We start from the raw sequence: 18,811 nt of genomic DNA, 5'->3' as shown, positions 1-18,811 counted from the left end.
ATATTTTTAGTGTTGTTTTTATTAATAGTACGTTTCTGCGCTACATTATGTTTAATAGAATCAGTAGTTAAAAAGATGATATCAATAGTTGAATACACCCCAAATTGGCCTGATTTATTTGATATAGAAAAGCGGTTTATCGGCTCCTTAATTAAAAATATCGACTACGGAACAATTGAGCATGTTGGAAGCACATCTGTTGAAGGGCTAGCTGCAAAACCTATTATTGATATTATGGTAGGCTTAGAGAGTCTTGAGGCCTCTAAGAATGCCATACAAGTATTGGAAAGCAATGGTTACTGTTACCATCCTTATAAAGGAGATGTAATGCACTGGTTTTGCAAACCATCTCCCGAAGTCAGGACTCACCACGTTCACCTAATTCCATTTGAGAGTAAGTTATGGTTTGAGAGGTTAGTATTTCGTGATTATCTGCGCTCTCATCCTATTGTTGCTCAAGACTATGCTAAGTTAAAACGTAAACTTGCAATAGAGTCTGGTGGTGACAGAGAAAAATATACTCAAGAAAAAACATACTTTATACGTGATGTTTTAAAGCTCTCAAGTGCAAGTAATAAAGAACATAAGGCTTAAATTCTACAAGGCAAATTCAACCCAACTATTAACATCTTGTGACGCTCCAAAATATTTGGTTAAGCAATTTACTATAGCGTATCAAAACAGAAATGAATCAGCGTCGAATATAGCCCATATTAATAGTTATAAAAATGCTTCTATTACTCTAGATCTGAGAGACTTAATATATAAACTATTCATTGAGTAATAAGGTAACTCACCTGTGCAAGATTCATCGATACCTAAAGATAAATAGTCTACATGTAATTTATCAAAGCTCATTTTTAAGCTGCTATTTTTTCCTGTCTTGCATTGTGTTGAGCACTCCAATGAATCACCTGACAATGAAAGAGTGCTACATTCCATATCAACATAGGAGCAACTATCTGGTATATCAATATTAATGCGTTCAGAAAACTTTATTAAGCTTGTTTCTGCAAATGTGAATAACCAAGCAAACTCTATTTTATTTTTACTTGATCTAAGAATGCGCCCTAGGACTTGCCTAAAGTACAACTCTGTTTTTATTGAACTTAAATGACAACATACTTGTAGTCTAGGTATATCAGTTTCCTTCACTGATCATACCAACACTAACAATCCACTGTGCAGTAGATGACTTAAATGAGCTGATCTTCTGTGCTGAATTATCGTGTAAGTAAGTAACTATAGTTGACGTTTGATTGAATTTTTCAGTTAATAGACTATTTATCATTTCAGCGTGCTTAACTGAAGAGGCGACAACTAGGCCGCCAGCAGTCGGGTTTGAATCTCTTATCTCCGACAATTTTAATACGGATAACTTTAGTAAATATCTAAGTGCAGACTCATTATTAAGTATCTCTTGATAAGTTGAGTTAGTTTGTTTAACAAATTCAGCTATAGATCTATATGTTTCATTACCATCTGAAATACTATTGCTATCAACTAACAATATTTTGGGCTCTCTACACACGTTATCTCTAATAGCTTGACTCAAGCTGTATTGATAGTCGCATATCAGCTCACCTTCTGGGTCAGAATAATTCACTAAAGCAATGGGAAGGGCGTCTGAGCGCCAAGGAGTACCCGATAGCGCAAGTGTGTAAGTTGCAATATCCTGTAAATGGAAAACAACCTTCTCACCCCACGTATTGATTTTAGATTTATCTTGCGAGAATGAGCAGTGATGTATTTCATCAAAAATAAAAAATGTACGATACTTTCTAAGCCCATCCCAGGTACTTTCAGGAATAGAGCATAAGCTTTGGTAAGTCATAGAGGCACCTACAGCCGTAAATGAGCCATCAAACGAACACCCAATTATTTTTCCAAATGTTCTTTTGATATTATTAGCCACTTCAACCGATGGTGAAAAGCAGATCACTCTGTCTATCATTCCTTTATCAAATAACGCTTTGACCAATGAAGCTGCCATTATTGTTTTACCAGCACCAGGAGTGGCCTGACATAGAAAGTGCTTATCAATAGTTGTATATTTTTTTACTGCTAACTCAACACATTCCCTTTGCCAACTTCTCAGCATTGCCGTGCACCATTATCCAAAGAAGCCAATATATTAGTTAAAGCGTTAACTTTTCCTAGTAACTTAGCTGAATTATTTTTAGCATCATCGAATGCAGGGTAAAACAAGCTAAGGTGCTCAGGGAATCGTTTCTGTAGAGCTTTATATTCATCAACCTCCCCCAATAAAATTGCAAGCTCAGCCTCAAACTGTTTCTTTTCATTTAATAAGGTTACAACAAGCTGAGATGCTTGATTATCAGTATGACTGCTAATTGATTTTTCTTTGTCAATTACAACCTGTTTCGCCACAAATGTAGCGTTATCAAACAGCTCAGTTTTAAAATACCTTTTATAACGGCCACTTCCTTTTGAATTTAAGAGTCCCTTCCGCTCAAGAGCTGTCGTTTGTCTATAAATGAACTTACGTGCCTCATCTATATCTTGATATGTATCAGTGACGTTTAATAACTCATTTCTGAGCTCAACAATTGTAAAGCCATTGCATTCTTTTTCGATAAAAAGGGAATAAATGTATTGGTTTAATTTGATAACGTGGGGCATTTCTTATACAACTCAAATTAAGAAAACTTAGGGTTGCTAAGTATATAGAACAATGTAAAACTTAGAAATGCTAAGTTTTATGATTGGGAGGGATTTTAAGAGTGTGGCAAAATTTTGGCTTAGGATTCCTAAGTGTACAAACCATTGTAAAACTCAGACAATCTAAGCTATTAGAGACTAAAAAATGATAATTCTGTGTTCCAAAATCCAATCCCAATTAGGCTCAAACAGGCCCGCGCTAAGTCAGGTATTACTCAAAAGCAGCTGGGAATAATTATCGGTATGGATGAAAACTCAGCGAGTGGTCGCATGAACCACTATGAAAAAGGCCGCCACATTCCAGATTTAGCAACCCTAAAAAAAATTGCTGATGAACTAAATGTTCCATTAAATTATTTTTTCTGTGAAGATGAGACAACAGCAGAGCTAGCAATTGAAATATCAAAGTTAGATACTGAAAAAAAGCTTGAACTGATAAAAAAACTAAAAAAAGGTTAAAAGCCTTTTGAGTTTAAAGGGATTAAACGATGGCTATGGAGCGCGAAACTATCAAAGAGCCAAATTATTTAATATATATTAAGTCATTAATTATAGGTTTTTTGGTTAGTGAGAGCCTGTTTCTAGGATACAATCTAGGTTTAAGTTTTTCATTGAAGGCTCTGACTGTTCTCCGAGCCTCAGTTCAATCCCTGTTTACTCTAGCAGAAAGCTATAATAAGCCTTCTTTTGACGATTTTTTTACTGTGAGCGGAGTAGTTTTAGCAATAGTTTTATTATTTACAGCAATTGCTATTAACTACTTTATCCAACCTTACGTTTCACATAGAGAGGGTCACAAAACTTTACTATTAATTCTTAAAAGAAGAAGGCTAGACCTGATACTTACCTTCACATTTGGAATATTCATAAGTTATTTCTTACTTCCACAGCTAGAGTTTATACACTTAGCATTGAGAAATGCACCAGGTTTTATTGCCCCTACTGTTATTCTTTTCTTTTTTACAGTTTTTAGGGCTTCACTGAAGCAAGGTATTCAAGACAAAAAAGTAACTCAAAGCATATTCTTAAGTGATGAACCAATAGCAAATGAAAGTTTTGATTTATTTGATACTAGGCAAGCCGTTGAGAACTTTTCTCAGCATGTATTAAACAATAACCACTCATCAGGACTCGTTTTTGGAATAGATGGACCATGGGGAGTTGGAAAAAGTAGTTTAATAAATATGGCTCAGAACTACTGGTTGGAGCATGAAAAAAATATAGTTGTATGCAGATTTGAGCCTCTCCGATACGCCTCTGAAAGCAATATCACAAATAGGCTTATAACCGAAATAACAAATGCAATTCAAAGAAAAACCTTTGCTCCAGAATTAAAAAGTGCCGCGAGTCGCTATTCTCGATTAATAAAGGGTAAAGCTAATTTCTCATTATTTGGCTTAAAGCTCTCACTATCACATACAGCTGATAGTATTGATGACTTATTAGAAGATATTGATGATGCCCTAAAGCAGTTAGGGCTTCGCGTAATAATAGTAATTGATGATCTCGATAGACTGGATCCAGTATCTATAAATAATGTCTTATATGCTACTAAACAATCATTCAAACTCTCTCAAGCAACCTATGTACTCAGTTTTGACACAGAAATATTGATAGGCGAACAAGATAATAAAGAAAAAGCTCGTGAGTTTTTAGAGAAGTTTATTACTGTAAAATTAAACGTATTTACAGAAACCAAACATTTAGTTGATTTCTTAAAGCATAACTGGCAAAAAAGTTCTCAATTTCAATTGGAAGGTATACCTGCTGATACACTTGTAAAGTTAAGTTCTATATTAGAGGCATTAGCTTTAAATTTAGAAGGTGAATTTGCGGTTCATTACCTTCCTCTTTTAGGTAGCTTGAGAAAGTTAAAACGTTTTATAAATACAATTTTGCTAATGCAAATTGAATCAAATGACTTGAGCCAAAATGATTTTAATGAACACGACTTTATAAATCTTGTGCTGTTACATTTAAATTACCCAGGACTATTCAGGCAAATTTATCTAGAAGAAACATGTAATTCAAAAGGAAGCTTCTCTCTTATAAAAAAAAATGCCAAATATGAAAACTCCATAAACTTTATCGATATCCTTAATAAACAAGAAGGTACAGCTCAATTTTTGTTAAAGCAACTTTTTGATTTAGATACTTTAGGGTTTAATGATGCTAATAGCTTTCGCTTAAGTGATGAAGTCTATTTCTCAAGAGCTTGCTTTAATTCTGGAACCGCTAAAAATTTAGAGAGTTTCCTTAAGCTAATAGTACGATGCATCAAACCAGAACCGGCAGAAACATACTATTTATATAAGAATACTGTAGATAAAGTAATAAACGGTGAAGAGTATTCTGAACTATTAAATAATCCACACTTTAATACGCCTGAATCGAAAGATAAGCTTTTGACTCTGCTTGTTTCTCATTCTGGTAGGTTAAATAAAGCTTCTGCTAACAACGTTATAGATACATTAATTGAGCAGGTTCAGAAAAGCTCAATACTATTCGATTCTAAACAAGACTTAAGAAAACGTTACATATTAACTTTAATAAGGGTTTTAGATAGAGCTGGCTGGGGAGAAAGTGCTGAGGATCGACGCAATAATAGCAATGTAAACTGTAAAGAAAAAGAGATAGCATGGCGGATACTTGGAACTGAGCAATATGATAATAACGGAATATTAGAAAGATTCATAAGTAGTGCTAGCGGCATACTTGGATGGCAAGACTTACTGCTTTTCAGACTATATTGTTGTGGAGACCGAGGTGGGCAATTTTATAACCTGAATGCTGCACTCATTCGTGAGCAAAATGATAATGAGGAAACTACAGGCTCTGTAAACAAATTAACAATCCAAGCAATGAGAAAAATTTCACAAGAAATTTTTGGTTTATTTTTCAATAGATACATCAGCCACAAAGTTAACTTCTTTAATGAAATGGAAAAAACAAAAGAAGAGCTATTTATTAATTCAAGTTTTGATGAGGAAGAGGCATCATATATTGGGAGATTGTCAAACAGTGAACGAATTACAGTCACCAAAGTTAATATTGCCAATTTTGTAATTTACCATTTAAGTAATGATAAAGGACCTAAGGGAAGTGGAGTGGGTTGCGGTTACTATGACGAAAAAGGCTCTGAAGACAATAATGGTATAGCAAATTTAATGAATGACTACTTGTTTGATGTTTGTTTTAACCCTGAAATAACTGAAAAAAATGCCATTTACTTTATTGACTACTGCCTATCTCATTTAACAAGTGGGTTTTTCTCTGATTTAGACTCTGATGATTTTGTGCCGACAAAGGAAGATATAATCCAACCATTAAATAAAAATAAATTTAGAGAGTTTTGGAAAAGGCACAAAGATAAGATCAAAGAAGTGGCTGATAGGAATACAACAAGAAAAGTATATACGCCTAATTATATTGCGAGTTATGAAGAAGACTTAAAAGCTGTTTTAACTACTCTAGGCGATATTTTAGAAGAAGATCAAACAACCCACATTAATTAACTGTAACGCACTCATAAGCACCTCATGGATAGAGTTACTTACAAGCTATAAGAAAGATAAAATCTGGCTTAGTATTGTCAGCGAGAAAAAGATTTATAACAAGAAATAGAAACTTATGGCCGACAATGAGGAAGATAGCTCTCATGGTTGAATACATTGCCAAAATTGTATGGATTGGATGCTACACTGTATGGCATAACCAACTGTTTTTTGGCAACATTGACAGGGACTGTCTAATGAATACCTCAAGATTCTCAATACTTATAAGAAAAGGCTAGATTAATGGCTAAGTATATTTTTTTCGTTCATGGATATTCATCAAATTCCAAAGATGCTTGGGGGGCATTCCCTGATTTTATCGAAGATAAACTCGGTGAGCAGTATGAGGTTGCTTGCTTAGACTATGTTTCACCGCATAAATTTTATGAGTTCTGGAAAGCTGCCCCAAACCATCTAAACATAGCGGAAGCATTCATCACAGAGTTAGAGAATAAGTGTGAAGATTTTTCTAATGATGAGATCTTTTTTATAGCTCACAGTAATGGTGGAATAGTTGTTAAAAAGCTTCTACAGCAACTAGCTTTAAATGAGATACAACACAATATCACCAGAGTTTGCTTCCTTGACGTCCCGCACACTGGCTCTGGACTTGCAAACTTAGGTAAGTTATTTAATCCACGCAACAAACACCTAAAAGCTCTGAATAGCAACTCAGACAGCCTAACTGAAATCAATCAACGTTGGCAAAAAGAGGGATATGACTCTAAACTTCAAATTCTCAACCTTTGTGCCGAGGTAGATGACGTTGTTTCAAGATCAAGTTCCTCATATAACTACCCTGATACGAAAACAATTCCTAAGGTCAATCACGGAGAAATAGCAAAGCCAAGCTCTAAAAATGACAACGTAGTCGTCGAAGTTGAAAAATTTCTGAAGTCAAATCCAAAGCTCGACAAATATTTAATCGGAGCTTCAAGGACTTATCGTAACTGGAGAAAAATTGACCGCCTCCACAACCTACGGTATGTCGAAGATGAGCAACGAGAAGATGCCCTATTTTCACTAACATCAGCTCTTGAATCTGATAAGCCTTTGGTAAGATTAACAGGGCTGTCAGGGCTAGGAAAGTCTCGACTGATAGTTGAATATATAGTTAAAAATAGTTTTCCAGAAGACCTAGTTCTAGTCTACAACGCGTCCCTCGATGAAGAGGGGATCTTAGATAAGTTGCTCCTAGCATCCAAAAACCAATTGCGTTCTTTGATAGTAGTTGAGAATTGCAGTGTCAATTTTCACAACAAAATAGGAAGAGCATTAAGCACTGAGCATCCTAACTTGAAAGTAGTAACAGTCGACTTCTACCATGACAAAATTCAATCATCAGCCCACATAAAGTTAGAACGTTTAGCGATAGAAAAAATTGAAGAATTAGTAACACAATTACTACCTCATGCTGAAAGAGCATACATTATTCGAGTATCTAAGTTTGTCGAAGGTTTTCCTCTGCTAGTTGATATGCTTATTAAACATATCCGAGAATCTGGAGAATTGAGAGCAGAGTTCACAGAAGATGATTTAGTTGAAAAATTAATTAATGGAGACTCTCAACTTTCGCAAAGCCAAAGAGAAACTCTGAAAGTTATGTCTTTGTTTGATTACTTCAAGATCGAACGAGGAATTAACGAAGGCGTAAATCAAGACAAAGAGCTAATAAAAGAAATAGCCAAAGCTACTGATATTGACTTTGATTCGGTTGTAACACGATTTAGAAAAAAAGAGTTAATCAATATAACAGGCCAATTTGCCAGAGTTACACCTAAGCCCTTAGCGCTAAACCTTGCAATGGGATGGTGGGAGTCAAGCCTCTTTGAAAGACAGAGCGAACTCATAAATAACCTACCAGAGAGTTTAGTTGAAAGCTTCTGTAAACAAATTAAATACTTGGATTCATCAATAAATGTTCAAGGCTTTGTTGATAACTTTTGTAAGGCCGGAAGCCCTTTTGCCCAAGCGGAACTGTTGCTTTCTAAAGCGGGTTCAAGACTGTTTCGCGCCCTAGTTGAAGTGAACCCCAATGCAACCAGTTCGCTACTGCATCAAGTAATTACATCTATAAGCAATGATGAGATTGCCAATATTACTGGTGATAGTCGCCGTAACCTAGTATGGGCCTTAGAGATGCTTGTTTACCACGTTGATTGCTTTGACAAGTCAGCTTGGTGTTTGTTTAAGTTGGCACAATTAGAGAACGAAAAATTCAGTAACAATGCTACAGGACAGTTTTCACAATTATTCAGGTGGCTCTTATCAGGAACAAGCGCTCCATTTAACCAGCGATTAGGAATCCTAAGTAAAGCTCTGGGCCTAAACGTTCAGAGTGCTGATGCTGTGATAATAAAAGCTGTGGCACGGGCATTCGACACTCATGGAGCGAATAGAGCTGTTGGTGCAGAATATCAAGGCACTAAAGAGAAGTTAGAGGAATGGATACCTCAAAAATGGCAGGAGATATTTGAGTACTGGCAGTCTTTATTAGACATTCTGCTCATAATTGCAAAGAGAGGAAAGCATATTGTTTTGGTTAAGGATGTTTTGGGGCGGAGAATTAGAGGCCTCGTTAAATACGAGCAATATGGAGTTCTCGATAGATTTATTAGAGAAATGATAACTCTTTCTGATAAATACTGGCCTTCAGCCATGCAATCTATTGTTCATGCTTTAATTTACGATGCAGACAGGATGAATGATGAACAGCTAGCGTACTTGAGTTCATGGGAAGAGTTGTTATCTCCAGATGAAGATAACCTTGAGGAAAAAATAAAGCTCACTGTTTTAAATCCTTCTTGTGGCTATGTAAAAGGAGATGATGGCCATTATGTTGACGTCGCAGCAGAAGAGGCTAAGGACTTAGCTCATTCACTCAAAGGGCGTCTCAATGAGATAATACCCCTAATAGAGTTGATTTTAACATTTGAAGAGCAAAAACAAACTTGGGTATTTGCAAGGCAGCTTATTATTGAAGCTGAATCCTATCAAAACTTATTAGATTCTGTTATTGATTATATTCGGTCCAACGAAAACTTGAATTTCCAATTTTTACTAGGCCTTTTAGCTGGTTTACATACAAAGTCGCCTTCTGATTGGAGCTCAACAGTTAACTTAATTTCTACAGATAGAAGATTAATTAGATTCTATCCAGATGCCATAAGAACAGGCAAATATGAAGCCACTCACTTGAAAAGACTTTTAGTTCTTATCGAAAAAGGAGAATTACCTTCATGTGCCGCGTCAGCTTTATCTTATGGTAGCGTAACTGATCATTTATCGATACCTGAAATGTCAGAGCTTTGCCTATCATTAAGTAAAGTTGACAATGTCGGAACTTGGACTGCACTAAATATTGTTAATATGTACATATTTGGCAAAAAAGGCTCAGATTATGAGGAACTTAATCCCGTATTAAGACGACTCGTCTTATCTGTCTCATTTGAGAAAGATGCTAATTCCGGTCAACTTGATAGCTATCATTGGTTAAATTCCGTAGAAAAATTGCTAGATAGTGAAGGGGAAGAATTTGCAACTGAACTATGCTTGCATCTAATAGCTCAGGTTGGCAACTATGATATAGGTTATTCAGATTTATTGGACTATATAAGTGCCGCTTTTTATAAGGCATTTGAAAAACACGGTGAATCAATTTGGCCCATAATTTCTTGCAGACTTTTAGACGGCAGCATAATTAAAGCCTACCGATTGATTGACTTAATTGGTTGTGGGAAGTCATATGAAGAAAGAGAAGAGAGTATTTTTGATACGATACCTCAAGATATAGTTATTGATTGGTGCCACGATGAAACTGCGTTACTACTGGTAGCAAGAGCAATCCCTATGTTTTTGTCGGAAGGTGAGAATAAACTCATAAACTCTCTGTTAATCCGTTTGTTGTCGGTATTTGGAGATAATGAAGCCTTTGTCAGAGAAGTATCTTCAAGCTTTCACACTCGCTCTTGGGTTGGTTCGCTAGTCCCTTATTTAAAGGCAGATAAAGAACTACTGCTTCCTCTGATAAATCATGAAGAGTTTAAGGTTCGGACTTGGGCTAGTTCTTTCATAAGCGACATTGATAGGCAAATAGAGTATGAAGAAAAACGTGAGGCAGAAAGAGATATGCTAATAGGTAGGTCGTAATGGACCTGATTAAAAGTTAGAGAAATTCCGGTACTACCCCTCTAAATTTCCGTCAGTAAAGACTACCTCTAAAGCATGTATTCAGCTCATTTTTTAGAGGATTTCTTGAAAGTGCAGACAGTATTAGACTGTTTTTTATAAAAATGGTAAGAAGTATAGACACTTTTCAATAGTATGGAGTGCCTATTTTCTTTAGCATTAAAACCATGTTTACATAGATGTCTGTTTAGAGTAAAACTAGCCTTATCACCACAAACAATAAACAAAAATCATCGACATCTACGTAAATTGCATCTAAGTTATTCATGCCCTTGCCTCGGTAATCTTATGTTTCTTGGTCGAAAGATCTGATCACCGCAAGAATATTTAGTTCCATTTCTTGTGCAGCTCAGGTTAGTGTAACTACATTTACGCCAGATCAACTTAAACTTCGAAAGTTAAAGCGTCTTGAAGAAGATAATGATATATAAAAAACGCTTCAGCTCTCTTGATGCAGGACTTCACCAAAAGTTTGGCTGATACAGTCACATCAAGTGAATTAGATAGAAAATTAACCTGAGCTTTGGTTAAGAGGTTTACTAACACATTGATATTAAGTTGATAAATTTATTATCCAGAGCTCAGGTAAATTATGAAACTATGAATAAAAAGGAAAAGGAGTCTATATGTTTATTCAGAATTTAGATACAAAACAACAGTCAGCATTGCTATATTTAGCAAAAGAAGTCATAGACGTAGATGAGCAGCTACATGAAAGCGAAGAGGAGATTCTATCGATTCTAGCTAGTCAAGTTGATGCATCTATATCGCCAGAATCAGTATCTTTAGATGGATTAGCCAAGTTATTTAATACAAACACATCAAAAATTTCATTACTGCTTGAGTTGATCGGTGTTGCTCATGCAGACGGTGATTATCACCATAAGGAAAAGGGGTTAATTCATAAGTATGCAGATGCTATGAATGTATCGGAAGAGAAACTACTTCAGGTTGAAGGTTGGGTGTCAAAGCAAATGTCTCTATCTCTAGAAGTACAAGAGCTTTTGGCTTAGTAAGGAGAACTAATCATGCCATTACCTTTTATTTTGGCCGGTGTTGCAGTTGCAGCCGCAGGCTATGGTGTCAAAAAGGGTGTTGATGCGAAAGGCGACCTCGATGATGCAAAAGACTACAATAGCAGCGCTAATAGATTAGCTGAAAAGTTTGAAAGCGATCTAAAAAACCAAAAGACCGCTACGATGGCGGTTCTTGAACGTTATGGAAGGCTAAAGAAACAGGCAACCGAATCGGTTGTTGATTTCCAAGGTTTATTTGATGTTACAAATGGCTCCTCGATAAAAAACGAGTTCAAAAAATCGCAACGCATTGTTATTACTAAAGAAGAAGAGGTCGCAATCCTGAAAGAGATTGGTGTTATTGATTCTGATTTGTCCATTAAAGAAGCAACCAGTGAGATTCTTGCTGGCAAGGTAGAGTTAAGTCAGATTAGTCATGGTTTGCAGTCAGTTGGCGCAGGTTCTCTGGCTGGAGTTGCTGCTGGTGGTGGTGCTTACTTGGGTGTCGGATCTTTAGCCACAGCATCTACAGGAACAGCAATTAGTGGTCTTTCTGGTGCTGCAGCAACGAACGCCACATTAGCGTGGCTAGGTGGTGGTTCACTTGCATCTGGTGGTTTTGGAATAGCAGGTGGCACAATGGTCTTAGGCGGCCTTGTTGCTGGACCATTATTGGCAATTGGCGGCTCAGTGTTTGCAGCTAAAGCTGCGAAAGCAAAAGATGAAGCGGTTGAACATTATCACTATATTAAGACTCAAGTTGATAAAGGCAGAGTTGTTATTTCCAAGCTGAGCGCAATTGAAAAGCAAACAACCCTGTGCCATTCAACATGTGAATCTGTTTGGGAAGTATTCCAAAGGCTTTTGAAAACCTTGTATAAATTTGCAAATAAGAATATGCATTACCGAGACATGCAAGGAGAAGATAAGCGCATTATTATGCATAGTTATGCTGTGGCTTATCTACTCAGAGATTTTATTACTTTAGGTATAATCAATGAACAAGGAGATGAAGTTAATCCTCAAACCATTGAGCTAATCAAACAAGCTAATAACGTTTTGTCTTAATACCTGGCAATAAGAGAGAGCTTCGGCTCTCTTTCTTTTAGAGTAACGTATGGAAAACAACCTAGAACTTTTCAACAAAAAATCACTTGTTCAATTGCTTGAGAAAGCCTCTCCTGAACTAGATTCATTATTCCCGACTGCCACGAAAAAATATCAATCATTTGCCGAGATACTTGAAGCGCACGATATTACATTAACTAAAATATGTGACCGAGAAAAAGAACTTGAGAAGCAACTAGCCCAAATAGAAGAAGACGTAAAAATTGGAACCGAGTGTGATAAGTGGGATTACATCTTTTCCGCTTCTGCTGGAGTATTATCAGGACTTGTCGACTCGTTTTTTGTTGGTTCCCCAGGCGACTCTAAGTTACTGGAACACGCTGATAGGACAATGGATTCGTTAGTGGAAAGTTTTGCAAAACTTAATGGCTGGAATGGGCCAAGAGGGGATGCAGACTCAACTAAGAGTGCTATTGGTTTCTTAGAACGTACTTTTAAAGTTAATTACGATCATCAACATGGAAAGATAGTTAATGACTTTATGAAGATGACCCCATCTAATCATCACTTAAAGTCTCTTTCACACTCTCCGAGTCCAATTGGATTGATTTTTTCAATTATTGACCAGTTTCGCGGGACCGCCACATTTATCGATAACGGCCAATTGATAACTGTAACTGCAGATAGCAAGCTACAAGGTAGTAATGTTATCTCAAAAATATTCTGTGCCTTTGTTAACTGGATGGGACATATCATGTCTGATATTGCAGGCTCTTCGGGAGGACAAGGAAGAGGTACGGGTGTTCCGATACCATTCTATGAACTGTTACAAACGCTTAATATTGGTAGCTTCGAACACAAAGGTGAACAGCTTTCTTTTGCAGATATTGCTGTAAAAGTCTTTGAACAAGGTTACGACTTTCGATTCGGCATGGTGCAAGCAATACCAGTATTTATGGTTGAATTGTTTACACGCATTTTCTGTATCATTAGACACCGTTATCAATTTGGGCGCTCATGGTCTGATTGCATGGAATTCTTCAAACTAGATAAGAGCCCTAGATTAAGAAAAATGCTTTTAGCTGGTCACGGTACTTTATGCTTAATTGATGCTGGTGACGCTTTCGCGAGAAACCCTGATTTCAACTGGGTAGGGTTCTTTAGTAGACTGAATTTTGTTGCTTGGATGCGATTATCTTATTTAGGAGTTAGACATGCGTACTCTATTTTGAACAACGATATTGAACTCTATCGATATAAATTGCGTGCTGAAGCATTCGGTAAGTTCACTGATGATGTCAATGAGATAACGGAGACATTTTTCTCTGAGCACAATCAGAAAGTTAAGTTGTATTTTCAAGAACGACGTTCTACGCTTGATGGGTTACTTGGTGATCTAAACAATCACCTAGAGAAGAAGGAATATCAACAAGCAACCGAAACAATAAATACTATTGGATCACAGTTTGGTTTTGAATCTCGTTTCTCTAATTTGGATGAATTCGAAGCGTTCATGATGGGTGAGTAAGGCATGCATTCAACCGAAAAACGTACCTTCCCTTGTGATGCTTGTGGGCAATGCTGTCGCAATGTCCATTTAAGCAATCAGACTAGTTATTTAGACAGAGGCGATGGAACGTGTGTTAATTTCAACGACTCAACCAAGTTATGCGAGATTTACGAATCAAGGCCACTAGTTTGTCGGGTAGAGGAATACTACACACACCATCTTTCGCATATTTACGAGTGGGAAGAGTTCATCGAGATTAACTCTACTATTTGCACGCAACTGAAAGCGAAATAAAGTACTCGATATAGAAACTCGCTGATAGTGACTATTCGCGGGAAATGATTTGACAAAAATCTCGCGTTTAATATTACCAGAAATAGAAAACTCCAGCATTATATCCAAAATACAATAAGGAGAGTTCTATATTAATGCCTTTCTGTTCTTCATTAAACGAATGCAATAGTCGCTGGCGTTACGGTATTCCCTATTAGGAGAAAACAGCAGCAGATCATGGCACTAAACGTTAACTGAAGTAGCCCGGATGCAAAGGTATACCGTCAGTATCCCTCGGTAAGCACACTTATGTAAATAAGATTGTGTAAGTAAGGTAATGAAGACTAAATTAGCCTATTTATTTATAGATATTGGTGAAAACTATAGACATTAATCTATATGTCTGTGATGTATGTTTTAATTGGCACTAGAGTGTGTCTATATAGATGTCTGTTTAGAGTGTAAGGCTGAACTGCCCGAATTCGAAAGAAAAGTGCTCGACTCATTGCGCGAACCAATGGAAACGGGCGTGGTGACTATATCGCGAGCGGCACGACAAATGGAATTTCCATCGCAATTCCAGCTAATCGCCGCATTAAACCCTAGCCCCACAGGAAGTCATACCGATAAACGTGCAACACCAGATCAAGTTCTGCGGTACTTATCTCGGGTGTCTGGGCCATTTATCGATAGGATTGATTTACAAATTGAGCTGCCGCGACTTACCAGTAGCCAATTACAGAGCACGCAAGTGGAAGAGAGTAGTGAACAGGTGAGAGCCAGAGTCGAAAGAGCCTATACAATTCAGCTTAACCGACAAGGCAAAGTGAATGCGCGCTTGAATAATAAAGAAATGAGCATTCATTGTGAGTTGGCAGCTGCTGAGCTGCAGTTTTTAGCAAAAGCCAGTGAAAAACTGGCACTTTCACCGCGCTCATATCATCGTGTTATTAAAGTTGCGCGTACCATTAGCGACTTAAAAGCGCAGCCTTCAATTACCTTAAACGAACTAAAAGAGGCGTTGAATTATCGCGCCTTTGAAAGGTTAATTAGCCAATTAACGCAGTATTAGCAAGCTTGCTAAATAGATAGCATGTAGCCTTTGCCGCGAACGGTAACGATACGTTTTTGGTCTTTTTCATCGCTTAACTTTTTACGTAAGCGGCCAATAAGTACATCAACGGTACGATCGCTTGGGCTCCAGTCAGGTTGACCAATTTCTTCGGAAATTTTTTCACGTGATGTGGCCTTACCAGCATTTGCAATGAGACAAATAAGTACCTTGTGCTCTGCCTCTGTAAGACGAGACTCTTCACCATTAGGAGTGATCAATGTGCGGTTATCTGGGTGCAGTTTAAAGTCGGAATATTCTATAAATTCTTCACTTTCATCATCATGCTGTGAGCCTTTTATACGTTTAAAAAGGGCGCGCATTCTTAGTTCAAGTTCTAGTAAGTCAACTGGCTTGCAAATGTAGTCATCGGCACCTTGTGCAAGTCCGGCAATACGGTCAGCTTGCGAGTCACGACTAGACAGTACAATAACACCAATATCAGTTAAGGCGTTAAGTTCTTTGGCAAGAAGCAGCCCATCGCGCTTTGGTAATACAATATCGATAACTGCTAGAGAAATTGCTTCTTTAGACGAAGCACGTGATTGCACAATGCTTAGTGCATCTGCACCCGTTGAATCTACCTCAATATTAAACTCAGTTTCTTTAAAATGATTAAGAATGCGTTTAACGAGTAATTCGTCGTCTTCAACCAATAAAACTTGAATAGTCATTCGCTTTAATTTCACACTTGATTTGTTGTTATGTTAGCACTGTATGGCAAAGGCTGAGAAGTGTCATGGCGAAGTTTGTAACTATTTCTTACAATTTAATGGCTTAGCGTTTTTTAAATAGAGGGAAAGCTGAGCACTCAACGAGTGCCCAGTTAAATAACTAAACTACTTTTCAGGATAAAGATATTGCCACCATTGTGGCTGATCTTTTAAGTTTTTATCAAAATAAGCCAACATCGTATTCCACCAATCAAAGCGCTTATCGCGAGCAAATATTTGGTGATCAGCACCCTTGTACTCAATCAGCTCAACATCCTTACCCAATAATTTTAATGCCGTGTACATATTGTGACTTTCACCAACAGGTACATTGGTATCTGAGTCACCGTGAAGTAGTAATAACGGCGTTGTTACTTTGTCAGCATGAAACACAGGGCTATGTTGGCTATAAAGTGTAGGATTGTTCCAAGGGTAGCTATTTTTAGATGCCTCAGCTGAGTATAAGTAACCCCACCAACCTTGGCCCCAATACGAGGTGATATTTGAAATCCCCGCATGGGCAATCGATGCACTGAACATATCCGTTTTGGTTGCTAATAACATGGTCATAAAGCCACCGTAAGATGCACCTAGATTACCCACACGTTTACTATCTACGAAGCTATATTTATCTAAAAAGGCTTTTGTGCCGTCAATGATGTCGTTGGCTGTGTACTCACCCCATGCGTTTACGTGTTTAGCTGAAAACTCTTGGCCAAAACCTGTTGCGCCAGTAGGTTGTACAACGTAAACAACATAGCCATGCTCAGCCCATAAGTTAAATGGGTAACGACCCGTAAAACCACGTGTTACAGGCGATGTACCGCCATAGTAATAAACCAGTGCAGGGTATTGTTTATTGCTATCTAAATCATGGGGCAGATAAACACGGCCTTTAATTTCAATGCCATCTTTATTAGTAAAGTTAAACTCTTCCAGTGAGGCTACTTGAGTATCTTCATAGCCAATTGGCTTAGAGTCCCACAATACTTTAGCGCGATTCTTACCTAAGTGTAGTTGTTTTAACTGCTGAGGTGTTGACGCTGTGGTGCCGGTAACCAAGATGCGCGGGGTGCGTTCGTGTGAGTAGCTAACTTGCTCAACAACATCAAAGCCCGTATTCACTTTATTAAAACGATTTTTACTCAAGTCGAATTGATAAAGCTGCGCAGTGTCTCGCTCGGTAACTTTAATTAGTGCATCACCATTATCAAGCACATTTAACTGGCCGATAGCTGGGTTAAACTCTTTACTTAGAGCGCTGGCTTTTTTACCGTCACGGCTCAGTAGATAAAGTTGACCGTCATAGTTATTAGCAAGCATTCCTTCAGGAAGATTACGACCTAAGCCATTATTAAAATCAGGGCCGGCAGTGACATAAATACCGTCATCAGTATATTTAGCCTGATTAAAGGTATTGTATTGACCAAGTACTGTGAGGGCCGATGTAGTTAGGTCTAACTCAACAAGTTCAGTTGCGGGTTGTGGTGATAGCTGCATTGCTTGTGCTGAGCGGCTCATTAAAACGTGGCCGTTTTTAGCATCAAAATCTTCAAGTGAATGGCTAAGCGGGCCTTGGCTTAAGATTTTGCTTAGACCTGTAGCGATATCGAGTAAATATACTTGCGATGTAGTACGAGCATAAGACCAACGGTCTTGCAGGCCTTGATAATGTTTAGTGAGCTTACCATTATCTGTTGGAGATTTTGACCAACTAAAAATTAAGCTGTTGTTATCAAAAAACTGAAAACCATTTGCACCAGCAAGGTTTTTAGCAATCACGTTAAGTTGCATGGTTTTTAGGTTTAAACGTTTAAGCTCGCCATTTAATAGATACACTAAAGTTTTACTATCTGGGCTCCAAGTAATGTTACTCGGTTGGGCTGACTCAAAACGATAAAGGGTGTTGTTTTTGGCGTCTTTAAGCTCAGTAACATATTGCGCTTGATTAGCGGTTGCATCTTCGTAATGACGTTGGCTAGTAATGAAGTAATCGCCATTTGGCGCCATTGAAATATAACTTACCGTTGGCGCATCGAATAATTGCTTAGCAGACAAACCGTGTTGTTGTTTAGCGCTAAATTGCACAGCATCTAGTTCAGACTTAGCTGTAAAATCAAGCTCAACCTCATTCCAGTTGGCAACTTGTTCAGTAATGATAACAAACTGATGATCGCCTTGGCTTAAAGCTAGCTCATAGCTTTTATTCTTTTCTGTTTGCTTTTCACCATCAATAAATAGCTGTGCGTTTTCAATGCCTTTAAGCGTTAATGAGCCTTGGCTAAAGCGCTCAGTTGAGGCGGTAAATTTAAGGGCTTGTAAACCACCAAGTGTTAGCGCACTAATTTTGTCGAATGATTGCCAGTCAAGCTCATTACCAAATACACGAATGCTATTGCTGCTTTTCTGTAAGCTAGGTAATAGGTTGGCAATAATGGCATCACGATGGTCCGTTTGATATGGCTTAAGTTGCATATCTTCGCCAAGAGGACCAATAAATTGCACCGCTGATTTATCAATGGCAGCGGCCATTGCAGTATTGCTTAATGCACATAGCGCTAATGCACTAAATGTTGTTTTTAGCTTGGCTGATTGGCTTAGCCAAGTAGTTGAAAGTGTCATAGTTTCGCCTGTTGAAGGTAATTTAAACCAATATAGCACGCTGCAAATTACCCAAAAAGTGCTCTGCGTTAGAT

General features: G+C 37.6%; 11 protein-coding genes and 2 pseudogenes. 9 read left to right on the top strand and 4 right to left on the bottom strand.

The genetic code is table 11. The annotated features are described in order from the left end of the window. The first annotated feature begins 75 nt into the window (after positions 1 to 75). Positions 76 to 594 (top strand): GrpB family protein, encoded by a 519-nt coding sequence (locus HYD28_01515; protein QLE07757.1) that lies wholly within the window; start codon positions 76 to 78, stop codon positions 592 to 594. Between the two features lie 126 nt (positions 595 to 720). On the opposite strand, the pseudogene HYD28_01510 reads toward HYD28_01515, so the two are convergent. Together HYD28_01510 and HYD28_01505 are read right to left on the bottom strand one after the other, a co-directional pair. After that, positions 721 to 2,101, bottom strand: a pseudogene (locus HYD28_01510) (DEAD/DEAH box helicase family protein). Continuing rightward, positions 2,095 to 2,643 carry a hypothetical protein gene (locus tag HYD28_01505; GenBank protein QLE07756.1) on the bottom strand — a complete coding sequence of 183 codons (549 nt, stop codon included), beginning with the start codon at positions 2,641 to 2,643 and terminating at the stop codon, positions 2,095 to 2,097. Before HYD28_01505 ends, HYD28_01510 begins: the two are co-directional and overlap by 7 nt. Positions 2,644 to 2,838: 195 nt before the next feature. Between HYD28_01505 and HYD28_01500 the strand changes: the two genes are divergently transcribed. The 8 genes and pseudogenes from HYD28_01500 to HYD28_01465 all read left to right on the top strand — a co-directional run bounded on the left by HYD28_01500 (position 2,839) and on the right by HYD28_01465 (position 15,363). Further along, a complete protein-coding gene (locus tag HYD28_01500) occupies positions 2,839 to 3,141 on the top strand; it encodes a helix-turn-helix transcriptional regulator (protein QLE07755.1) in 303 nt (100 codons plus the stop codon). 35 nt (positions 3,142 to 3,176) lie between these two features. Continuing rightward, positions 3,177 to 6,197 (top strand): KAP P-loop protein, encoded by a 3,021-nt coding sequence (locus tag HYD28_01495; GenBank protein ID QLE10456.1) that lies wholly within the window; start codon positions 3,177 to 3,179, stop codon positions 6,195 to 6,197. 282 nt (positions 6,198 to 6,479) lie between these two features. Next, positions 6,480 to 10,385, top strand: a complete 3,906-nt coding sequence (locus HYD28_01490; GenBank protein QLE07754.1) for a hypothetical protein — start codon at positions 6,480 to 6,482, stop codon at positions 10,383 to 10,385. Positions 10,386 to 11,050: 665 nt separating this feature from the next. Then, complete coding sequence (locus HYD28_01485; GenBank protein ID QLE07753.1) at positions 11,051 to 11,437, top strand: TerB family tellurite resistance protein; 387 nt, start codon at positions 11,051 to 11,053, stop codon at positions 11,435 to 11,437. Positions 11,438 to 11,452: 15 nt separating this feature from the next. Next, positions 11,453 to 12,508 carry a hypothetical protein gene (locus tag HYD28_01480; GenBank protein QLE07752.1) on the top strand — a complete coding sequence of 352 codons (1,056 nt, stop codon included), beginning with the start codon at positions 11,453 to 11,455 and terminating at the stop codon, positions 12,506 to 12,508. Positions 12,509 to 12,557: 49 nt separating this feature from the next. Then, the gene (locus HYD28_01475) at positions 12,558 to 14,036 is read left to right on the top strand and encodes a hypothetical protein (GenBank protein ID QLE07751.1); all 1,479 of its coding nucleotides are present in this window, start codon (positions 12,558 to 12,560) and stop codon (positions 14,034 to 14,036) included. Between the two features lie 3 nt (positions 14,037 to 14,039). Beyond that, positions 14,040 to 14,312 carry a YkgJ family cysteine cluster protein gene (locus HYD28_01470; protein ID QLE07750.1) on the top strand — a complete coding sequence of 91 codons (273 nt, stop codon included), beginning with the start codon at positions 14,040 to 14,042 and terminating at the stop codon, positions 14,310 to 14,312. Positions 14,313 to 14,760: 448 nt separating this feature from the next. Further along, positions 14,761 to 15,363: pseudogene (locus HYD28_01465) on the top strand (ATP-binding protein). Between the two features lie 8 nt (positions 15,364 to 15,371). Here HYD28_01465 and HYD28_01460 read toward each other — a convergent pair. Next, on the bottom strand, positions 15,372 to 16,076 hold the full coding sequence (locus HYD28_01460) for a response regulator transcription factor (GenBank protein QLE07749.1): 705 nt from the start codon (positions 16,074 to 16,076) through the stop codon (positions 15,372 to 15,374). Positions 16,077 to 16,241: 165 nt separating this feature from the next. Continuing rightward, entirely contained in the window at positions 16,242 to 18,737 is a 2,496-nt protein-coding gene (locus tag HYD28_01455) for a S9 family peptidase (GenBank protein ID QLE07748.1), read from the bottom strand. Between the last annotated feature and the right edge of the window lie 74 nt (positions 18,738 to 18,811).

Source organism: Pseudoalteromonas shioyasakiensis (assembly GCA_013391845.1).
In the GTDB taxonomy this organism is placed as follows: domain Bacteria; phylum Pseudomonadota; class Gammaproteobacteria; order Enterobacterales; family Alteromonadaceae; genus Pseudoalteromonas; species Pseudoalteromonas apostichopi.
The sequence above is the reverse complement of the archived record's forward strand: the minus strand, read 5'-3'. Positions and strand labels throughout refer to the sequence as shown.

What these genes read in the sequence shown, in the direction of transcription:
- HYD28_01515 (QLE07757.1), top strand. Translation starts at nt 76, where the DNA reads ATGATATCAATAGTTGAATACACCCCAAATTGGCCTGATTTATTTGAT.
- HYD28_01505 (QLE07756.1), bottom strand. Translation starts at nt 2,643, where the DNA reads ATGCCCCACGTTATCAAATTAAACCAATACATTTATTCCCTTTTTATC.
- HYD28_01495 (QLE10456.1), top strand. Translation starts at nt 3,177, where the DNA reads ATGGAGCGCGAAACTATCAAAGAGCCAAATTATTTAATATATATTAAG.
- HYD28_01490 (QLE07754.1), top strand. Translation starts at nt 6,480, where the DNA reads ATGGCTAAGTATATTTTTTTCGTTCATGGATATTCATCAAATTCCAAA.
- HYD28_01485 (QLE07753.1), top strand. Translation starts at nt 11,051, where the DNA reads ATGTTTATTCAGAATTTAGATACAAAACAACAGTCAGCATTGCTATAT.
- HYD28_01480 (QLE07752.1), top strand. Translation starts at nt 11,453, where the DNA reads ATGCCATTACCTTTTATTTTGGCCGGTGTTGCAGTTGCAGCCGCAGGC.
- HYD28_01475 (QLE07751.1), top strand. Translation starts at nt 12,558, where the DNA reads ATGGAAAACAACCTAGAACTTTTCAACAAAAAATCACTTGTTCAATTG.
- HYD28_01470 (QLE07750.1), top strand. Translation starts at nt 14,040, where the DNA reads ATGCATTCAACCGAAAAACGTACCTTCCCTTGTGATGCTTGTGGGCAA.
- HYD28_01460 (QLE07749.1), bottom strand. Translation starts at nt 16,076, where the DNA reads ATGACTATTCAAGTTTTATTGGTTGAAGACGACGAATTACTCGTTAAA.
- HYD28_01455 (QLE07748.1), bottom strand. Translation starts at nt 18,737, where the DNA reads ATGACACTTTCAACTACTTGGCTAAGCCAATCAGCCAAGCTAAAAACA.